Origin of the sequence: Exiguobacterium sp. s124 (assembly GCF_018617485.1) — a bacterium.
Classification (GTDB): domain Bacteria; phylum Bacillota; class Bacilli; order Exiguobacteriales; family Exiguobacteriaceae; genus Exiguobacterium; species Exiguobacterium aestuarii.
In genome coordinates this window covers 50,699-70,061 of sequence record NZ_JACSKH010000001.1, presented here as the reverse complement: position 1 = coordinate 70,061, position 19,363 = coordinate 50,699, and the positions used below count along the sequence as shown (strand labels likewise).

Sequence of the window (19,363 nt, the reverse complement as noted above, 5' to 3'; positions counted from 1 at the left end):
AATTGAAAGAGGTGGTTGATATGAAAGCTGTTATGAGTCGTTATTCGATTTTACTCATTTTTCCCGTCCTTGATGCCTTATTGAATATTATTAACTATTCCTATCACTTCTTTTTAGCCCGTGGTTTGACGAGTCAAGACTACGGTCTCTTAAATGCTTATCTCGCTCTTCTCGGATTACTACTCATTATCGGTAGCGCCGTCCAATGGATCGTTACTCGAAACTTGGGACAACAAATTGCGACCGACTATCGGTATATCGAACGGATCATCCTGCTCGTCGCAATGGGTTTATCCAGTGTACTCTTTATACTTATCCCATATATTCTTCCTTTATCTAGGATTAACCTCTTTTTACTTGCAGTTACAGTATTTTTCCATATTCTCGTGTCATTCCGACGTGGTGTCTTACAAGCAAATGAGCGGTTTTATGCCCTCACTCTTTCCTATTACGTCGAAGCGATTGTGAAAGTGGGCGTCACATGGATCTTTCTCGAACAGCTTGATATTACACTCGCTTTGATCGGGATTTTAATCGGCATGATTCTCACATATGGGCTTAGCATCTGGCAAACGCATTTCCCAGAAACGGCTGGTGACAAGCAGTTTCATGGCTTGTTCCAACTCATTCATGTGCAAATTGTCATGACGCTCTTCTTCTCGGTCGATAGTTTACTCGTCACCTTGTTCTTCCCATCGTTAGTCGGAGATTACTCCGTCAGTCTACGCTTTAGTCAGCTCGTCTTGTTCGTCTGTCTCTCGATTTTCCAAGTACTCTTACCACGATTGAGTCGAGCAGCCGAAACAGATTCGTTCCTATCATTCGAACGCATCGTATTCCGCTTGTTATTAGTAGCCCTTGGAATCATTACAGTATTGTATTTCTTGATCATCCCATCGGTCGTACCAATCTTCTTTGGGCAAGGATACGACGAGGCAGGGTATTTCGTACGTTATATGATTTTCACCTATATCGGCATCATCATCGTTCAGTACGAGGCGATGTTGCAATTTATATTGCGGAACAAGCGATACTTGCGATGGTATTGGGCACTGCTTTTCGTCTTTCTCATCGCCTTATTCCTATTCCGTCAGTCGATGGAGATGTGGCTCTTGGCGCAAGCGGTCGTCTTACTCGGAGGATCACTGCTCCTTCGTCTCCGCTTCCATTCTGAGCGACGCCAACAATTTAAGGAGGAATCGTCATGAAACCCACTTTATTATGTCTATCTTGGCGAGATATCAAACATCCGAAAGCAGGAGGAGCAGAAGTATTCACGCATGAGATGCTATCTTACGTAGCTCCTCGTTACAACATCATCCACCTATCCCCTCATATTGAGGGACGCGAGGACGAAGAATGGATTGATGGCGTTCGTTATATTCGATCGGGTACAGACATCACGAGCATTTTAGAGGCACGGCGCTACTACAAAGCGCACGAAGAGGAAATCGACCTCGTCCTCGACCAAATGAACACACATCATTACTTCACGCCATTTTATGTGCCGGCACATAAACGTATTCTCTTCATCCACCAATTGACGCGTGAAATTTGGCGTATCAACCTACCGCCTCCCGTTTCATGGGTGGGGGCATGGACAGAAACGAGTCGCCTGCGCCTCTATCGGCAAAGCGATGTCTTGACCGTCAGTCAGTCGACGGCAAATGACTTGGTCGCCGTCGGAATTCCCGAGTCACAAATCACGATTTTGCCGGAAGGGCTCAACTTCACACCGTGGCTAGAAGAAGAATGGCTTGCAAAAGAAGAACATCCTACGTTTTTATACGTTGGGCGCATGTCCGCGTATAAAGGAATCAACGATGCCGTCAAGGCGTTTGTCTCCATCAAACGCGACTTCCCGACTGCGCAACTATGGATTATCGGGAAGAAGAACGAGGCGTACATCGCCGAACAACTCGATCCGATCACACCTGAGGAGGTACGATCGGATATCCACTATTTCGGATTTGTCAGTGAAGAAGAGAAGCTTGAACGCATGAGTCGAGCGACAACCCTTCTTTTCCCGTCTCGTCGCGAAGGTTGGGGCTTGACCGTCAGTGAGGCCGCTGCCGTTGGAACACCGACCATTGTGTACGATGCTCCGGGACTTCGAGATGCCGTTCAGTATGGAAAGCTCGGTTATATGACGATGGCACAAACAGCGGAGGCGCTCGCACTTGAGATGCGACGCTGTTTGAACGACCTTGATCACTATGAGACCGTCCGTCGTGACGCTCACGCATTCTCGAAGACACTTCAATGGAGTCGCACCGGTGCGGCATTTGAACAATGGTTGAATCAAAAGTTAGGAATCTTGATTCAGGAAGGGAGAACATCATGATTGGAATCGCGATGTCTACGTATTGTAACGAGGAAATCATTCGAGAAACGATTCAGTCCATCCAACAGCAAACGGCCGATTTTGTTTGTGTGATTGCGGATGACGGCTCGACCGATCGAACGGTCGACGTCATGCGGGAGTTGACGGCAGACGATGACCGTTTCATCATCCTATCACTTCCCCACGGTGAGCGTGGAATCGCTCGTAAAGAGGCAATCGGCCAACTCCGTGAACGAAACGTTGACGTCTTATATGTCATTGACTCGGATATGGTGTTGACCGAAGGATTATTGACGAGTTGCCTGCTTTACCTTCAACATCATGAAGATGTCGGAGCGCTCGTCATCCCAGAAGAGGCTTATAGCACTTACACCAACTTTTTCTCTAAAGTGAAGGTATTCGAACGAAATCTGTTCCAAATCCCTGAGGAACGGATTGACGACCGCTCCATCGAGGCGGCACGCTTTTGGCGGATGGAAGCGTACGAGGCATCGGGCGGCATCAATCCCGCTCAAATCAGTTTTGAAGAGACGCAACCGACAATCCGATACATTCAACAAGGTGGCGTGATCCGACGCGCCACCTTCACCGCGGTAAAACATAATGAGAAGGAAGTGACGCTCCAAAATCTGCTCGAGAAGAAGCGTTATTATTTCCAAGTGATGCCGCAAACGCTCGAGACAGAGGAAGGTGGCTTCCGGAAGGCGCTCGCCCGCTGGTATTTCTTCAGACCAGTGCTCTACCATCCGTCCAACCTCAAAAAATATAGACGACATCCTGTGTTAACACTAGGAGTCGCCTACATGTACGTTCGATTAACGATGATTGGGGTATCGCAACTCTTTACCCACAAGTTCGGGAAGAACGATCCCGTGACTGATACAAAATAAATTCTCCGTATTGAGTCGGGATGACGAGACGTTTCAATTCGTTCGTCTCCTCGGACTCGAACGGGACAACGAGTTTTTCAGAGCTGATCAAGTCTCCGCTCTCATAAAACAAACAATACGCATTTCCAAGGTCATCTAGAAACTCCGTCAACATGTCCGCGACTCGATACTTGTTCGTCTTCATATTGACGGCTTGTTGACCGACATCTTTTATGACGCGAATCACATACTCGTCAATCTTCATCGGTTTCGTCATGATGCGCTTGACGTTCCCATAATTGACGGCCGCAATCAACGTGTGGGTGTGCGTATAGTCAGTCAATACGATTTGATGAATGAGTGGGAACTTTTTCTTCACGTAGGATAACAGTTCGACCCCGTCCGTATGGGGTAGCCTTAATTCAGTGATGACGACGTCGATGTCGCTTGATTCTAAAATTTCAATCGCTTCCGTCGCTTCGGTCGCTTCAAAAATAAGTTCTCCTTCTTTCATCAACAGACGAGCCAATGTCTTTCGCGTATGCTCGTGCGGTTCGACGAGTAAGTAATTTGCCATGTTGTGTACCTCCGAAATTTTAATCGAGAAAGGGTGTCACGAAATGAAACTACTCTTACTATCAGGTGGATCAGGAAAGCGTCTTTGGCCACTTTCAAACGATATCAACTCGAAACAATTCATTCGATTACTTGATGACGGTGAAGGTGCCAAACAATCGATGATTGAACGGGTTTTCTCACAACTAAGTGACATGCAATTAGATCGGGATGCCTTTATTTTAACAAACGCGCTTCAACGTGATGCCATCGTTTATCAAATCGGGACCGATGCCAATATCATCACCGAACCGAGTCGTCGTGATACGTTCCCTGCCATCGTTCTCGGCGCTAGTTATTTGAACGAACAACGTGTCGATCCGAATGAGACGGTACTCGTGATGCCGGTCGATGCTTATGTCGATCTTCGCTTCTTCGAATATTTCCCTCAAGTGGATGAAGCGGTACAGACGAGTGACGATGCCTTACATTTGATTGGTGTCACGCCCCTTCACCCGACGTCAAAATACGGATACATCGTCCCAGATGAAGCCGCTCAAGTATCATCCGTCCGCTTGTTCCAAGAAAAACCGACAGTCGACGTGGCCGAGCAACTGATTGAGCAAGGTGCATTGTGGAACTGTGGGATATTTGCGTGTAAGCTTCATTTGTTACTTGATGAACTAGCAGAGCGGAACTTGCCTACGACCTATTCAGAGCTGACAACTCGCTACGATGATTTAGAAAAGACTTCGTTCGACTACGCCGTCGTCGAGCATGCGGAGTCTGTATTCGTACACCGCTATGATGGCGACTGGAAAGACTTAGGGACATGGAATACATTGACCGAAGAAATGACGTCAACCACCCACGGCCAAGTGGATCTGTTCGAATCAACGAACACGCATATCATCAACGAATTGAACCTCCCGTTGATTGGAATCGGGCTCGAAGACCTCGTCGTCGCTGTCAACGCAGACGGGATTCTTGTCTCGACGAAAGAAGCGACCCCGCAACTGAAAGATTATCTCGCTTCTTCTGACGACTATCCAAAGTTCAAATGGAAGCGTTGGGGACAATCAGAAGTGATTCATCACGAGACACTCGCGGACGGTCATCATAGTGTGACAAGACGGATGCTCGTCCAGTCAGGGAAAGAACTCAGCTATCATTACCATGAAGCGACCGATACGATTTGGACGTTACTTCAAGGAACAGCGACCGTGACGATTGACGGTCAATCGTTTGAGGCGAAGCCGACCGACGTCATCTCAATCCAACGCGGTGCGGCTCACACGCTCAAAGCTCATGAAGATGTCGTCTTCATCGAGGTTCAGTATTCAAACGACTGGACACTCGACGATGCTTGTCCTGTACCGTCTCCACTTGATAGACAGTACTGACACGATGCGTCGTTGGAACAGGGACTTCACTTGTAACGATTTCTACCTTTCCGGTAAACAAGTGAGGTCCTTTTCCTTTTGGAACGAAATAATGTTCACCCGCTCGGATTGCTTGTGTACCGTCCTCACCTTGAACGAATCCCTCTCCTGAAACGACCGAGATCAATCGAAACGTTTCCGACTGTTCTAAAATGGCTGGGGTTCCATTCACTTGGTGTCTCATGATGGTGAACGATGGTTTTGAAATCAATTCGGTCGTCAACGCATCTTCCAAATTCGTCCGCACGAGTTCATCTGTCCGACGATCCGGAATGTTCATCACTTCGACGGCTTTTTCAATATGAAGTTCACGAAGATTTCCCGTATCGTCTACGCGATCAAAGTCATAGAGTCGATACGTCCGGTCACTCGTCTGTTGAATTTCGAGCAATACGACACCTGGACCGAGCGCGTGTACCGTTCCACTCGGAATGTAAATGAAATCTCCTTTTTTTACGGCTTGCGTCTTTAGACGAGTCGCCCATTCTTTTTGTTGCACACATGTATACACATCTTGTTTCGTTCGGAACGTGTGGCCGACGATAATCTCGGCATTTGGTTCTGCGTCTAACACGTACCAACACTCCTCTTTCCCAAACTCTTCTTGTTCCAGACGTTGTGCCTGCTCATCGTTCGGATGAACTTGTACCGATAAATAGGCACGAGCATCGAGTAGTTTGACGTGTAGGGGGAACGTTGCGAATGGATACGGACCGAATAGCTCCAATCGGTGTGCATCCCATAAATCCGCTAACGTTTGCCCTTCATATGGTCCGTTTTCAAAAGTGGTCATTCCGCTTGGATGTGCGGAGGCAGCCCAACACTCACCGATTTTCCCTTCCGGTAACGAAAGATGAAATAACGTCTCTAGCTGACGACCACCCCAAATACGTTCTTTAAACACCGGTTTGAGCTTATACATATGTGTTGCGTTTCTCAAAAAGAAGAAACGACTCCCCCTTCCTGTATTTTACCTAGATATACCCTGAAAAAGGGAGTTCCTATCCAATTTATGAAGGGGGATATGTGAATATTCAAAAACCTCACGAAGCCCTACCCGAAATCGAGGCACCGTGAGGTTTCATCTTGATTATTTAATTAATTCAAGTTCTACCGGAATGTTCGCTTCCACCGTTTCACCACTCAAGTGGTTGATGGCCGCTTCTACACCGAGTTTTCCGATTTCAGCCGGTTTTTGTGCGACGGTCGCTGCCATTGTCCCACCTTCAACTGCTTTGACCGCATCGTCTGTCGCATCGAATCCGATGACTTTGACATCACTCATTCCAGCTGCTTCAAGCGCTTGAACGGCACCGAGTGCCATTTCATCGTTATGTGCGAATACAGCGACGATGTCTTTATTGTCTTGCAAAATGTTCTCCATGACCGTCAATCCTTCTGCACGGTCAAAGTTTGCAGATTGTTTTGCCACGACTTCCAATTTTCCATCGATCGCTTCGTTGAATCCTTGTCCACGGTCACGCGTCGCAGAAGCTCCTGGGATCCCTTCGAGCTCGACGACTTTTTGACCTTCGCCTACGAGTTCAACCATGTAATCCCCTGCCAACTGTCCACCTGCGACGTTGTCTGAAGCAACGTGCGCGACCACATCACCTGTTTCCGCATTACGGTCCACCGTGATGACTGGAATACCGGCGTCGTTCGCTGCTTGAACCGCTGCACCGACCGCTTCTGAATCTGTCGGGTTGATGAGAATCAAATCCATTCCTTTTTGAATCATATCTTCGACGTCATTCACTTGTTTCGCGGCATCGTTTTGCGCGTCCGCTACCGTCAATGTCGCATCCATTTCTTTTGCCTGTTCTTCTGCCCCTTCTTTCAATGCGACGAAGAACGGGTTGTTTAACGTCGAGATTGAGAGTCCGATTTCATAGTCCCCATCTTTCGTTTCCGTCTCAGACGTTGACCCCGGTTGTTCAGTCGAGCAAGCTGCCATCAGTACCATTGTCAGTGCAAGTAGCCAAGCTGTCCATTTTTTCATGTTCCGTTTCCCCTTTCGCGTGTTACGCGTTTTGTCGACGATCAAGCAATACTGCAAACAATATAACTGCACCTTTTACGACGAGTTGGAAGAAAGAAGATACGCCGAGAAGGTTCAATCCGTTGTTCAACGTTCCGATGATCAGTGCCCCAATCAATGTTCCGACAATCCAGCCGCGACCACCCGCAAGACTCGTTCCCCCGAGAACGACCGCCGCGATGGCATCGAGTTCATATGACGTTCCTGCCGTCGGTTGTGCGGAATTGAGACGTGACGTCAAAATGATGCCAGCGAGTGCCGCAAGCATACCCGATAGCGAATAAATCATGATTTTGACCTTGTTGACGCCAATCCCCATCAATTTAGCCGCTTCTTCATTCCCACCGATCGCGTACGTATGACGTCCGAATGTCGTCTTTTTCAAAATGAAATAAAGGACACCGAATGCGAGTAACATCGTCAATGCAGGTACTGGGATGATCCAGAAGTAGCCGCGTCCGAGCATCTCGAACCAGCCAGAGTTCCCGAGACCGGTAATTGGTCTTCCGTCCGTATAGACGAGCGTCAACCCCCGATAAATCGTCATCGTGGCCAATGTCGCGATGAACGGTGCCACTTTCCCGTATGTGATGACAGCCCCGTTAAATGCTCCGAGAACTGCACCTGCAATCAATCCGAGTGCAACGGCCATGACCGCATGTTGACCGTCCACCATCATGCCAGCCACCAATGCGGATGCGAGTGCTAAAATCGATCCGACTGATAAATCAATCCCACCTGTCAAGATGACAAACGTCATCCCGAAGGCAATCAAGGCATTGATGGAAACTTGGCGCAGTACGTTAAAAATGTTATTTAATGATAAAAATCCAGGTTCGAGCGCGGTCACGACGACGACGATGACGAGTAGACCAAACAGTGGTCCTAACTTTTGTCCCCATCCAAGTCGACCCGGGCGCTTCAGTGCAGTCGTTGCTTTCAATTCCATATCATTGCCCTCCTGTCGCATATGTCATCACTTTTTCTTGTGTCGCCTCTTCTTTCGTGAGCGTCCCGGTCACAATGCCCTCCCGCATGACGACAATTCGGTCACTCATCCCGAGCACCTCTGGTAAATCGGAGGAAACCATGATGATGGCAACTCCCGATTCCGCGAGGTCGCTCATGATGTTGTAAATTTCTTTCTTGGCGCCAACGTCGACTCCACGGGTCGGTTCATCTAAAATCAAGACGTCCGGCTCGACCCCTAACCATTTACCGAGCACAATCTTCTGTTGATTCCCACCAGACAACGACTTCACTTTTTGTTCCATCGAATGATGTTTAACTCGTAGCTTTTGTAAATATGTTTCCGCGAACGTCGCTTCTTGTTGTTTGGAGATGACCGATCCTTTCGCTCGTTTATCGAGTGTCGGGAGCGACAAGTTTTCTCGAAGTGAGAAATCGAGGAGCAAGCCCTCCCCTTTTCGGTCCTCTGTCAAAAAGGCGATTCCGTGTTTAATGGCGTCAGCCGGCGTCTTGATCCGAATCGGTTGTCCGTTCAATTTGATGACTCCACCTTTATGGGCATCTGCTCCGAATAAGGCTCGCATCACTTCAGTCCGTCCTGCTCCCATCAATCCGGAGAATCCGACGATCTCACCGGCACGGACGTTGAACGATACATTGTGGAACCGGTTACCTATTAAATCATTTACTTCGAGCACGACATCTCCGAGCTGCGCGGTGCGCGTCGGATACCGTTCACCGATTTCGCGTCCGACCATGTCACGTACAGTTTCCTCAAAGGAAGTATCGGGAATCAGCCGGGTCGAGATGGACTGTCCGTCCCGTAGCACGGTGATTCGGTCACATAAGTCAAAAATCTCTTCCATCCGGTGAGAGATATAGATGATGGACACGCCTTGATCTCGCAATGCCCGTGATACGGCGAAGAGTGCCTGAATCTCACGGTCCGTTAAGGCGGCCGTCGGTTCATCCATGACGATGACTTTCGCATCCGTCATGAGCGCCTTGGCGATTTCAATCATCTGTTGTTGACCGACCGATAAGTTGCGTGCTACTTCATCGACATCCATGAAGACGTTCAGTTCTGCCAAATATTCGCGAGCGCGTCTAGTCATTTCCTGCTGTTTGACCATCCCAAACGGTCCCGTCAGTTCACGACCTAAAAATAGGTTTTCGGTCACCGTCATCTCCGGCAAGATGTTTAGTTCCTGGTGGATGAAGGCGATCCCTTCTTGCTCAGCTTCTTTTGGGTGCTTGAACTGACGCACTTTCCCATCGATGAGGATGTCTCCTTCATCTTGAGCATGAAGACCGGTCATCACTTTCATCAGCGTCGATTTTCCAGCTCCGTTCTCACCCATGAGCGCATGAATCTCTCCAGGCAACAATTCGAAATCGACTCCTTTTAAGACAGAGACCGGGCCGAACGACTTATGGATGCTTTTCAACTGAATATGCATCGAATTCCCCCTTAAAAAATGACCCCTGCATGTAAAATGACGTTAGCGTAAGGTGTCGCTTCCCCAGTTCGAATGACGACTTTTGCTTTTGCTACCTCTCGCTTGAAGTCTTCATGCGAACACATGTCGACGTTGGTATATCGTTCTTTCAGTGAAGTTGCAATCGTCGGATTGTTTGTGAGGATTTCCTCGGCAATCGTGATGCGCTCTACGACCAAATCCGATTCGACGACATCGAGCACCTCTAGAAATGACGGTTCTCCGACTCGGAGGCTAAGGTCGACCCGCTTCACCCCGTCGGGAATTGGTAATCCGCAATCCGCGATGACGACACGATCTGTATGCCCAAGGTCGGCAAAGATTTTTGCTAGATGACTGTTTAAAATCCCTTGTTTTTTCATCACACGCGCTCCAATCGTTGTAATACATCTTGCCGTGTCGGCATTCCGCCTTGGGCACCAAACCCTTCGACGCTCATGCCGGACGCGACCACCGCAAACCGCACCGCCGCCTCTAGTTCGTTTTGTTCGATGAGGGCAACAGCGAGCGCACCGTTGAACGTGTCCCCTGCCCCTGTCGTATCGACGACGTTCGCTTGAATCGCTGGTACGTGTCGCACCTCTTGCCCGTCATGGAACCGAACGCCACGGACGCCCTCTGTGACGAGTAGCTTGTTCGGATATCGTTCCAACACTTCATCCACGGAGGCGTCGTTAAATAAGTCACGACACTCATGTTCGTTCGGTGTCAAGTACGTGACCGCTTCAACCACTTCCGGTGGGAGCGGTTGAGACGGTGCCGGATTGAGAAGCACCGGGATTCCTTTTGCCTTACAGTAAGCGGTCACTTGTTTGACCGTTTCGATTGGAATCTCGAGTTGCAAGAGTACGAACGACTGCTCATCAAGAAGTTGATCCAATTCTTCCTCCGTGAAGGTGACCTGTTTGTTCGCTGACTGGACGACGACAATCGAATTATCGGCTTCCGCCAAGACGATGTGTGCCGTACCTGTCACTTCGTTCGGGACGATCCGAACATGCGTGACATCGACGTCTTGCTGTTTAAAGTTTTCAATCATCTGTTCGCCGAACGGGTCACTTCCAACACAACCGACCATCTGCACAGCACCGCCTAATCGAGAAGCGGCGACCGCTTGGTTCGCACCTTTCCCCCCTGGAACGGTACGAAACGACTCGCCGATGACCGTTTCCCCTGCTTGCGGACGTTTGTCGGACGTGACGACAAGGTCCATCGATATACTGCCAATGACAACAATGCGCTTCATTCTTTATCTCTCCTCCCGCTTTGTCGTTTGTCTTTCAAGTAACGTGACCGGTAAAAGCATCTCTTTCGGTCGTGTATCTTTTTTCTCAATCAAATCCAGCAACCGCTCTGTCGCCACTCGTCCCATCTCATAGATGGGCTGCACGATGGTCGTCAGTGGTGGAGACGTCATCTCGCCTAATTCAATCCCGTCATATCCGATGACCTGAAGCTCTTCCGGGACACGGATGTGTCGACGAACCGCTTCCTGAAGCACAGCGGCCGCAATCACATCGTTCGCTGCAAAGATGCCGTCAAACGGCCAAGCATGATCGAACAATTGTTGGGACGCTTTCAACGCATCTTTGAACGTGAACGTGGACTCGGTCATCCCGACGAGCTTGTCTCCTGCTACTTCGACAAATCCTTCCGTCCGACGTTTGACCGTCTTCAGATGATCGGGTCCGGCAATGTGAGCCAGTCGTGTCGCACCTCGTTTTAACAACGTGTCGGCTGCCAACTTTCCGCCCTCATATCCGTCAGATACGACGGCGTCGATTCCCGCCTTCACGATCCGGTCGAGTGCGACCATCGGTAAGTCCAACGTCTCGTAATTTGGATTGTGCGAATGATTCGTCGTGATGATCAGACCATCGACATGCATCGTCTGCAAGGCGACCAAGTACGTCTGCTCTTTTTCAAGTTGTTCGTCTGTGTTGCACAGGACGACTTGATACCCATGCTGATTGGCGACATCTTCAATTGCCCGAGCCAGTTGTGGAAAGAATGGGTTTGTGATGTCTGGCATGATGAGTCCAATCAAATTTGACGACTTTTTATAGAGCGAACGAGCGACTCGGTTCGGTGCGTAATTCAATTCTGCAATCGCCTGTTCAACTGCTTCTTTCGCCTCTTCGCTTACGTATCCGCTTTTATTCATGACGCGTGATACGGTCGCCACCGAGACGTTCGCATGTTTTGCCACTTGTTTGATGGTCGCCATTTGACATCCTCCGTTCTGGAAACGCTTACAAAACCATCTTAATGTGTAACCGGTTACATATCAAGAGGTTTTTATCATTTCATGAAAAAACACATTGAAGCAGCGCTTCAATGTGTGGAGAACGTCGGATTGAGTTGGACATAGACGAGGCATTCTACCGTTCGTCCGTCGAGTCGGGTCAATTCTTGCGTTTTCGTGAACGCATACGTGAACCCACATTTCTCAACGACGCGTCGCGATTGGTCATTGAAGCTGAAATAGCCGCACCAAATCCGCTCCAGTCCTAACGCTTCGAATCCAAATCGAATCATCGCCTGAACGGCTTCCGGCACATAGCCGTGCCCCCAATAATCGGGGCTGAGTACATAACCGATTTCACGTTGGGCCTCATGTTGAATCATTGGGTCCGGTCTTCGGTCGTGTAATCCAATGCTGCCAATCACTTGCCCGGTTTCTTTCAACACAATCGCCCACACGTCTTTTTCCTCAATAAACATTCGAATGACATCTCTCGTCTCTTCAACGGATTCATGTGGCGCCCAACCGGCCATCGGTCCGACACGTTCGTCTTTGGCGTAACGATACATATCCTCTGCGTCTTCTAGCGTAAATGCTCTTAAGATTAATCGTTCTGTCTCCATCTTGATCATATAAACCCATCCTTTTACTTCAAGTTGTTTCTTTCCCCGACCTAATGGGAAAACGTTAGGCGAGGAGGAATGAACATGCCATTTGACTATGATTTAAATTTTGATGAAATCGACTTTCGACAACAACCCGAACTGTATCGCGTTGGGCGTGGTGAACAAGGAGTGCTACTCGTCGAACCGTATAAAAGTGAGATCTTGCCCTATTGGCGATTCAAGACGCCAGAAATCGCCCAGCAATCCGCTGAAGAGATCATGGAATTGTTTGAACAGTATCGCGCGAACGATGATTTTGTCGGAATGGACATGGCCCGAAAGTTCATCCAAATGGGCTACACGCGGGCTCGACGTTACGCCAATTACAAAGGAGGACGTAAATATAAAGAAGACGGTGACATCCACGAGCGCGAAATTGACGAAGAAAAAGCAGAGTCTGCCCGTATCTTCAAAACGTATTGGGATCAACTCCGCGCCGATGAGGATTATTTACGACGTAAAAAGGCACATCAAAAACAGTATGGTTAATCGCGCACCATCACGTGGAACGGGACACCATTCCGTTCAAACGATGTGATGATACGAAAGCCGACCGTTTCGTATAGATGAATCGCTCGCTCATTGAAAGAAGCAACGGTCAGACGGAGCGGTTTCCCCCGTTCCAATGCCCTTTCGATGACGTATGTCACAAACGACCGTCCGCGTCCCTTACCTGTCAAATCGGGTCGCATCCCGAATCCGATATCCGTCATATCTGAAGAATACGAGTAGTCCGAATTCTGCACTTGAGCCGGGGCGCCGATGCAATAGAAGCCAATCAGCTCGTGTTCTTCTACCATCGCCTGATACGTCATCAACTCGTCAATCCCCTCTTCGGAAGGCGATTGATTATAGAAATCATAAGGAGCTGCGTACGTCCATTTTTGAATTTGACTTGCCCATTCACGCGTCATCGGTTGGTGGTTCACTTGGTTTTCCTCCGTACTCTTTTCATGGTTACTATGTAAAAAAGATGAGGTTTCCCCCATCTTTATTTTCGAGTCCAATCTGCCTTCATCTCCACGTCCGCCGCGTGCATCAGATTATGAATCGGGCATCGTGCCTCGACGCCTTTTCGTAGTTCGGCAATTCGCTCATCCGACTCGGTCGTGTCCAGTACGATTTTCATCTGCACCGACTCAAAATAAGTTCGGACGCCTTCCATCCCTTGGAATCCTCGTGGATCGAGTGTCCCTTCCGTCACGAATTGGACCCCCTCATAATCAAAATTTAAATCTTGGGCGACATAGGCAATCATGATCGTCGTACAAGATGATAGCGCTCCGAGAAGATATTCGAGCGGATTCGGTCCCATATTCGTTCCACCAAGCCGTTCCGGCTCATCCACGATAAAAGGGGTGTGCTCTCCTACACGTACAGTTGTCTTGACGCCTCCTGCCTCTCCTTCGGCACGCATCGTTACTAACGGTCTTTCTGACATATCCCATCCTCCTCTCAACGATTAACCATTTCTATGTTCCCGTTATTTTGGACCATGTAACGCCTCATCATAAATCGCATAATCATTTTTGCCGCCTTGCTTGATTTGATACATCGCCTGGTCTGCTTTGTGAATCAATGTATCCAAGTCCGTCCCTTGGTCTGGGGCGTGACTGACCCCGATACTTGCCCGAATCGGAATCGTCACATCCGACGTTCTGTAAGGGTTCCGGTTCAACGTCATCTGGAGCTCATGAATAAACGCAAGCACTTCGGATTCCGTTAAGTCGATTACATAGATGTAGAACTCATCGCCTCCGACACGGGAAGCCAAGCCGACGTCTCGTGCCGACATTTCCAATAGCCCACCCAAATGGGTCAAGAAGTGGTCCCCAATTTGGTGTCCATACGTATCGTTGACCGCTTTGAAGCCGTCCAAATCAATGATGAGTAATGATAATCTCGATGCATGAAGCAACTCGTGATCTGCCCGTTCATAAAAGGCACGTCGGTTTGCCAATTTCGTAAGCGGATCATGGTAGGCAAAGAAGCGAATCGTTTGCTCGGCCTCTTTGAACGAATGTACATCCCGTATGATGATCATCCCATGGATTGTTCGATCAATATCGACGAAGTCCCCATCGATGACGACATATCGCTCTTGCCCAGACTTCGTCATAATCTTTGTTTCAAATTCTAAAAACTTCTTCCGTGTCCTGAAGTGTTGGCTGTAATGTTCAATCCATTCCGCTTTTTTCTTTTCCGGTAACAAGTCGACGAAGCGTTCATTCACGACACGTACCGTATGGAATAACGTTCGTGCAGCCGGGTTCGCACTCTCTACCTTGCCTTCCGAATCTATCAATAGGATAGCGGATGGATTCAAATTATAGAGGGTGCCGTATCGTTTCACGTAAGAAGTTAAGAAGTCCAAACGATTCATCGCGATGACCAAGGCCACCGCCCAAACGAGCCCGCCATACATGTATGAATAGGGCGGGATGAATCCACGGAATTGAAAATAGCCGAATACGACATCCCACACCAACACGGCATTTGCAGTCCAAAAGAGCATGCGCAACACGCGTTGGTGCTCCCTTCGCTCTGCGCGTTTTAGCGCATAAAAGATCAGACCGATAATCAATAGGTGAAAGATGTTTCCGACAGTCAACGTAATCAAATAAGAAGAATTGAATTCGGGATAAATCCAAATGCCCACTTGTTCAAATTGCTGGCTGTTGATGATGTTCTCTCTCCGAATGTATGTCAATATGACAGGAATCAACGGTAAATAGACGACCCATGGATAAAGCCAACGAGGTGCTTTCGCTCCAACGCCCGTAATACTTAATATGAAGTGCACGGAAAAAATAAAGATGAAAATCCCGGCATTCCCAAACCAATACGCAATGAGTGCCGGACTATACTCAATCGGAGAAAGATGGCGAACGAACTCCGCCAAGAAAAGCATCGAATAGCCGAATACAAACAGGCTCAGCAACCGATGCTCGACTTTATTCGGATTTCGTTGAAAGACATCGAGTGCTAAAAAGCCGAGCAAAAATGACGGCAATAAGTAAACCACCAGATAAATGAACATCTCGGTCATGCAGAACCTCCTTATTGATTCGTATTCGATTATTTCGCTATGTTGCACCCTTTTCCCTCTTTAAAGCGACAAAAAACGGGATGATTTACATCCCGCTCCTAATATCACACGCTTATAACGTTTCTTCGATTGGGGTATCCCCTTTAATCAAATCAATCGCTTTGTTCTGTGCATTCGAATGGTTATGCAGCACGTGCACCAAGAACGACGCCACGTCTTCGCGTGGAATCTCTCCACTTCCTTCGAATTTCGTGTTCACTTTGCCCGTTCCTGCATCGTCTGTCAAAGCACCAGGACGTACAATCGTGTATGTGAGTCCACTCTGTTCGAGCAAGCGATCTGCGTGATACTTCGCTACGTAGTAGGGCTTCATCGAATCTGGCCAAGACGAGCGATCTTCTGCTTTTAAGGCGCTGACCATGACGAAGTGTTTGATGTTCCCATTCGCTTGTGCCGCTTCGATACTCTTCGCCGCACCATCTAGGTCAATCAAAAGTGTCTTGTCTGCCCCAGTGCTTCCACCAGAACCTGCCGCGAACACGATGACATCCATCCCATCAATCGCCTTTTGCAAATCTTCTACTGAACCCTCGAGGTCACCGAGTACCGCATTATACCCTTTTGACTTAAAGTCCTCGAGTTGTTCTTCCTTACGTACCATCGCCGTGACGTGATGTTTCCCTTCCTTGTGTAACTTCTCCACCAATTGGTGGCCAATCTGACCGTTTGCACCGATTACAAATACGTTCATCTGTCTTCCTCCTCAAAAATGAATTCAGAGACAAGCGAAACGCCGGGTAGCCGTTGCTACATCCGGTGCAGAAGCAATGGCAGAGATAACGGCAACGCCGTCTGCCCCGTCATGAATGATTGAAGGAACATGCTCTGGACGAATACCTCCGATCCCCACAATCGGAAGCTGTGGATATTGCAGACGGACCTGTCGAATCAGTTCCGTCCCACGCACATGTCCCGCATCCAATTTGCTTTTCGTCTCATGAATCGGACCGATTCCGACATAATCTGCGAACGGAAGCGCTGCACGCACTTCTTCCATTGTATGGACAGACACTCCTAACCATTTATCAGGTCCTAATTGTTCACGAACCCATTCGGCTGGTAAATCGTCTTGTCCGACATGTACTCCATCTGCATCAATCGTAAGTGCCAACTCTACATCATCATTGATGATAAACGGCACTTCCGCTTGGCGACATACCTGTTGGAGCGTCCTAGCCATTGCTTCTTTTTCATCTCCATACAATGCATCTTTACCTTTTTCGCGAAATTGAAAACATGTCACACCACATCGAAGTGCCGTTTCGACGGTCGACACCAAATCAAAAGCATCGATTGTCCCGCACACAAAATAAAGACGAAGTTGCTTAGCGAGCGCTTGTTTCGTACAGAACGTCAACGGTAATCACCTCTTCTTTCGCTAAACGATGTCCCCAATGATTCGTCGGTCCATGCCCCTGTCCAATCGATAATCCATGTGTAATCGCCTGATGAATAAACTGCTTCGCATCTACGACGGCTTGGCGTAGCGTCTTTCCATATGCCAATTCGGCCGTCAAGGCTGCAGAGAACGTACATCCCGTTCCATGTGTATCTTTCGTCTTTATGCGAGGTGCGCTCACTTGAAATGCTTCAGATTCAGTCACAATCAAATCGACTGCCTCCACACCTTCCGTATGCCCACCTTTGATGATGACGACATCGACACCGAGTCCACGAATCGAATGAGCGGCTTTCATTCGATCGGACTCCGTCCGAATCTTAATTCCGGCCAATACTTCTGCCTCAGGAATATTCGGGGTCACGACCGTCGCATGTGGCAACAGTTTCGTACGAAGTGCTTCGATTGCATTCTCCTGCAACAAAGAAGCGCCCCCTTTAGCCACCATGACAGGATCGACGACGACATGCTCGAACCGATGGCGTTCAAGCGCTTTTGCCACCGCTTCAATTCGCTCCGCATCTACCAACATTCCCGTCTTACATGCCGTAATGTTAAAATCGTCAGTTACCGCATCGATTTGCCCAATGATCATTTCCGTGGAAATCGCTTCAATCCCATGAACACCAAGTGTGTTTTGAGCCGTGATCGCAGTCAGCACACTCGTCCCGAACGCACCGAGCTCTTGAAACGTTTTTAAATCAGCTTGAATCCCGGCGCCTCCCCCTGAGTCAGATCCGGCAATCGTCAATACTTGCGGTCTCATGATGTCGACACCTCGATTCGATTCGTCGGGATCGTATGTTGCGTCAATTGATGAAGGGCATTTAAGAAGTGAATCGGAAAATCTCCTGGTCCTTCTGCCCGTTCACTCGCCAACTCCCCGCAATAGGCATATCCCGACACGGCTGTCACCGTCGCCTTTAGGGCTTTCTTCTCGACCGCTAGACATGCTCCGACGACCGCACTGAGTAGACAGCCTGTACCGGTCGACTCGGTCATTCGTTTTGTTCCGCCGTGGACTTCTATGACGACACTTCCATCACTGACCAGATCTTCTTTTCCGGTCACCGCCACGACACATCCATAGCGTTTCGCCGCTTCGAGCGCCAATTGGCGTGGTTCACATGCACCGTCCCCCGCATCGACACCACGTGCTGCCCAATCAACGCCGATCAATGTGGCAATTTCTCCTGCATTCCCACGAATGACCGACACGCGGACGTGACGAAGGATACGCTCGACGACATCTCGACGAAATGACGTTGCCCCGACACCGACCGGATCGAGCACGATCGGACATCCCGCTTCATTTGCAGCTTGCCCTGCACGAATCATCGTCGCTTCCGTCATCGTTCCAAGTGTCCCGATGTTGAGTACGAGCGCATCGCTCACGAATGTCATCTCTGCCACTTCCTCAATCGCGTCTGCCATCACCGGGGAGGCACCGATGGCGAGCAGTCCATTCGCCGAAAAATTGGCGACGACCGTGTTTGTGATGTTGTGAATTAACGGCGCCTGCTTTCGAATCTCACTCCAAATCTCATGTCTCATTGGTTGACCTCCTGTGACAACGTCCATGACTCTAGTGTCCATGCCATTTCCCAGAAGGCGACTTCGTAGTAACAACTCTTCAAGAAGAGTTTCGTATAACGAAGCCGCTCTTCTTCTGTCGCTTGTCCGGCTAATTCATCCAATCGATCAATCTGTTCTTCTACCAGCTCACGGAACCATTCCGAACCGTACGTCGCAATCCAAGCCGAATAAATCGGATGATCGGGTCGCTTATCTTTCAAGCGTTCACCAATCTCGTAATATACCCAGTAACATGGAAGGATTGACGCCAATACATCACCGAGTGTCGGTCCTGCCTGTTGCATGTGAAGGGCATACGCATAAGCGGTCGGTGCCGGCTCAAATGTCGCAAGTTCCACGTCTGTCACGTTGAGCATCGTAAAGAACTCACGATGAAGTGAGAGTTCCGCCTCAATCGTGTGCAACGCATGCGTCAAAAAGCGGCTCGATAGTTCCATCGTTGGTGCGAGCGTCGCTCCTTTCGCCTGCACTTTCGAAAACTGATTCAAATAGTAAGAGTCTTGCATGACGTAATGTCTGAACTTCTTCTCGTCGAGCGTCCCTTCCCCGAGTGAACGGACGAACGGATGATGGAAGCTTGCTTCAAACAATCCATCTGCTTCCTGACGTAAGTGATCTGTAAATTTCATA

22 protein-coding genes are annotated in these 19,363 nt (G+C 48.9%); 5 read left to right on the top strand and 17 right to left on the bottom strand.

What is annotated here, in order from left to right:
- Nucleotides 1-20 precede the first annotated feature (20 nt).
- From KNO85_RS00450 to KNO85_RS00440, 3 genes are read left to right on the top strand one after another with little or no spacing between them, the layout of a single operon-like run.
- On the top strand, nucleotides 21-1,208 hold the full coding sequence (locus tag KNO85_RS00450) for a lipopolysaccharide biosynthesis protein (protein ID WP_214785965.1): 1,188 nt from the start codon (nucleotides 21-23) through the stop codon (nucleotides 1,206-1,208).
- On the top strand, nucleotides 1,205-2,344 hold the full coding sequence (locus KNO85_RS00445) for a glycosyltransferase family 4 protein (RefSeq protein WP_214785963.1): 1,140 nt from the start codon (nucleotides 1,205-1,207) through the stop codon (nucleotides 2,342-2,344). Before KNO85_RS00450 ends, KNO85_RS00445 begins: the two co-directional genes overlap by 4 nt.
- Nucleotides 2,341-3,234 (top strand): glycosyltransferase family 2 protein, encoded by an 894-nt coding sequence (locus KNO85_RS00440; RefSeq protein ID WP_214785961.1) that lies wholly within the window; start codon nucleotides 2,341-2,343, stop codon nucleotides 3,232-3,234. The genes KNO85_RS00445 and KNO85_RS00440 overlap by 4 nt, the downstream gene beginning before the upstream one ends.
- Here the strand turns inward: KNO85_RS00440 and KNO85_RS00435 are convergent.
- On the bottom strand, nucleotides 3,188-3,790 hold the full coding sequence (locus KNO85_RS00435) for a response regulator (protein ID WP_214785959.1): 603 nt from the start codon (nucleotides 3,788-3,790) through the stop codon (nucleotides 3,188-3,190). The genes KNO85_RS00440 and KNO85_RS00435 overlap by 47 nt on opposite strands.
- A gap of 43 nt (nucleotides 3,791-3,833) precedes the next feature.
- Here KNO85_RS00435 and KNO85_RS00430 point away from each other — a divergent pair, with 43 nt between their 5' ends.
- Entirely contained in the window at nucleotides 3,834-5,171 is a 1,338-nt protein-coding gene (locus KNO85_RS00430; protein WP_214785957.1) for a sugar phosphate nucleotidyltransferase, read from the top strand.
- Here KNO85_RS00430 and manA read toward each other — a convergent pair.
- From manA to KNO85_RS00390, 8 genes are all read right to left on the bottom strand, one after another.
- Nucleotides 5,092-6,132: a mannose-6-phosphate isomerase, class I gene (gene manA, locus KNO85_RS00425; protein ID WP_214785955.1), complete on the bottom strand. Its 1,041-nt coding sequence runs from the start codon at nucleotides 6,130-6,132 to the stop codon at nucleotides 5,092-5,094. The genes KNO85_RS00430 and manA overlap by 80 nt on opposite strands.
- A gap of 168 nt (nucleotides 6,133-6,300) precedes the next feature.
- Nucleotides 6,301-7,212 (bottom strand): ribose ABC transporter substrate-binding protein RbsB, encoded by a 912-nt coding sequence (rbsB, locus tag KNO85_RS00420; protein WP_214785953.1) that lies wholly within the window; start codon nucleotides 7,210-7,212, stop codon nucleotides 6,301-6,303.
- A gap of 22 nt (nucleotides 7,213-7,234) precedes the next feature.
- The gene (locus KNO85_RS00415) at nucleotides 7,235-8,200 is read right to left on the bottom strand and encodes an ABC transporter permease subunit (protein WP_214694930.1); all 966 of its coding nucleotides are present in this window, start codon (nucleotides 8,198-8,200) and stop codon (nucleotides 7,235-7,237) included.
- A gap of 1 nt (nucleotide 8,201) precedes the next feature.
- A complete protein-coding gene (locus KNO85_RS00410; protein WP_214785952.1) occupies nucleotides 8,202-9,680 on the bottom strand; it encodes a sugar ABC transporter ATP-binding protein in 1,479 nt (492 codons plus the stop codon).
- A gap of 11 nt (nucleotides 9,681-9,691) precedes the next feature.
- The gene (gene rbsD / locus KNO85_RS00405; protein WP_214785950.1) at nucleotides 9,692-10,081 is read right to left on the bottom strand and encodes a D-ribose pyranase; all 390 of its coding nucleotides are present in this window, start codon (nucleotides 10,079-10,081) and stop codon (nucleotides 9,692-9,694) included.
- Entirely contained in the window at nucleotides 10,081-10,965 is an 885-nt protein-coding gene (gene rbsK / locus KNO85_RS00400) for a ribokinase (RefSeq protein ID WP_214785948.1), read from the bottom strand. The genes rbsD and rbsK overlap by 1 nt, the downstream gene beginning before the upstream one ends.
- Nucleotides 10,966-10,968: 3 nt before the next feature.
- Nucleotides 10,969-11,946, bottom strand: coding sequence for a LacI family DNA-binding transcriptional regulator (locus KNO85_RS00395; protein WP_214785946.1), 978 nt, complete (start codon nucleotides 11,944-11,946; stop codon nucleotides 10,969-10,971).
- Between the two features lie 107 nt (nucleotides 11,947-12,053).
- Nucleotides 12,054-12,596: a GNAT family N-acetyltransferase gene (locus tag KNO85_RS00390; RefSeq protein ID WP_214785944.1), complete on the bottom strand. Its 543-nt coding sequence runs from the start codon at nucleotides 12,594-12,596 to the stop codon at nucleotides 12,054-12,056.
- 75 nt (nucleotides 12,597-12,671) lie between these two features.
- On the opposite strand from KNO85_RS00390, the gene KNO85_RS00385 reads away from it, so the two are divergent.
- Entirely contained in the window at nucleotides 12,672-13,118 is a 447-nt protein-coding gene (locus tag KNO85_RS00385; RefSeq protein ID WP_214785942.1) for a DUF4385 domain-containing protein, read from the top strand.
- Here the strand turns inward: KNO85_RS00385 and KNO85_RS00380 are convergent.
- The 8 genes from KNO85_RS00380 to tenA form a co-directional block, all read right to left on the bottom strand.
- Entirely contained in the window at nucleotides 13,115-13,558 is a 444-nt protein-coding gene (locus KNO85_RS00380) for a GNAT family N-acetyltransferase (RefSeq protein WP_214785940.1), read from the bottom strand. The two genes, KNO85_RS00385 and KNO85_RS00380, sit on opposite strands and share 4 nt — an antisense overlap.
- Before the next feature lie 62 nt (nucleotides 13,559-13,620).
- Nucleotides 13,621-14,070, bottom strand: coding sequence for an OsmC family protein (locus tag KNO85_RS00375; protein ID WP_214785938.1), 450 nt, complete (start codon nucleotides 14,068-14,070; stop codon nucleotides 13,621-13,623).
- A 42-nt stretch (nucleotides 14,071-14,112) separates the two neighbouring features.
- Nucleotides 14,113-15,678, bottom strand: a complete 1,566-nt coding sequence (locus KNO85_RS00370) for a GGDEF domain-containing protein (protein ID WP_214785936.1) — start codon at nucleotides 15,676-15,678, stop codon at nucleotides 14,113-14,115.
- 112 nt (nucleotides 15,679-15,790) lie between these two features.
- A complete protein-coding gene (locus tag KNO85_RS00365; protein WP_214785934.1) occupies nucleotides 15,791-16,429 on the bottom strand; it encodes an SDR family oxidoreductase in 639 nt (212 codons plus the stop codon).
- A 24-nt stretch (nucleotides 16,430-16,453) separates the two neighbouring features.
- The gene (thiE, locus tag KNO85_RS00360) at nucleotides 16,454-17,095 is read right to left on the bottom strand and encodes a thiamine phosphate synthase (protein ID WP_214785932.1); all 642 of its coding nucleotides are present in this window, start codon (nucleotides 17,093-17,095) and stop codon (nucleotides 16,454-16,456) included.
- Nucleotides 17,064-17,903 (bottom strand): bifunctional hydroxymethylpyrimidine kinase/phosphomethylpyrimidine kinase, encoded by an 840-nt coding sequence (gene thiD / locus KNO85_RS00355; RefSeq protein WP_214785930.1) that lies wholly within the window; start codon nucleotides 17,901-17,903, stop codon nucleotides 17,064-17,066. The genes thiE and thiD overlap by 32 nt, the downstream gene beginning before the upstream one ends.
- On the bottom strand, nucleotides 17,900-18,691 hold the full coding sequence (gene thiM, locus KNO85_RS00350; RefSeq protein WP_214785928.1) for a hydroxyethylthiazole kinase: 792 nt from the start codon (nucleotides 18,689-18,691) through the stop codon (nucleotides 17,900-17,902). Before thiM ends, thiD begins: the two co-directional genes overlap by 4 nt.
- The gene (gene tenA / locus KNO85_RS00345; protein ID WP_012727575.1) at nucleotides 18,688-19,362 is read right to left on the bottom strand and encodes a thiaminase II; all 675 of its coding nucleotides are present in this window, start codon (nucleotides 19,360-19,362) and stop codon (nucleotides 18,688-18,690) included. Before tenA ends, thiM begins: the two co-directional genes overlap by 4 nt.
- Between the last annotated feature and the right edge of the window lies 1 nt (nucleotide 19,363).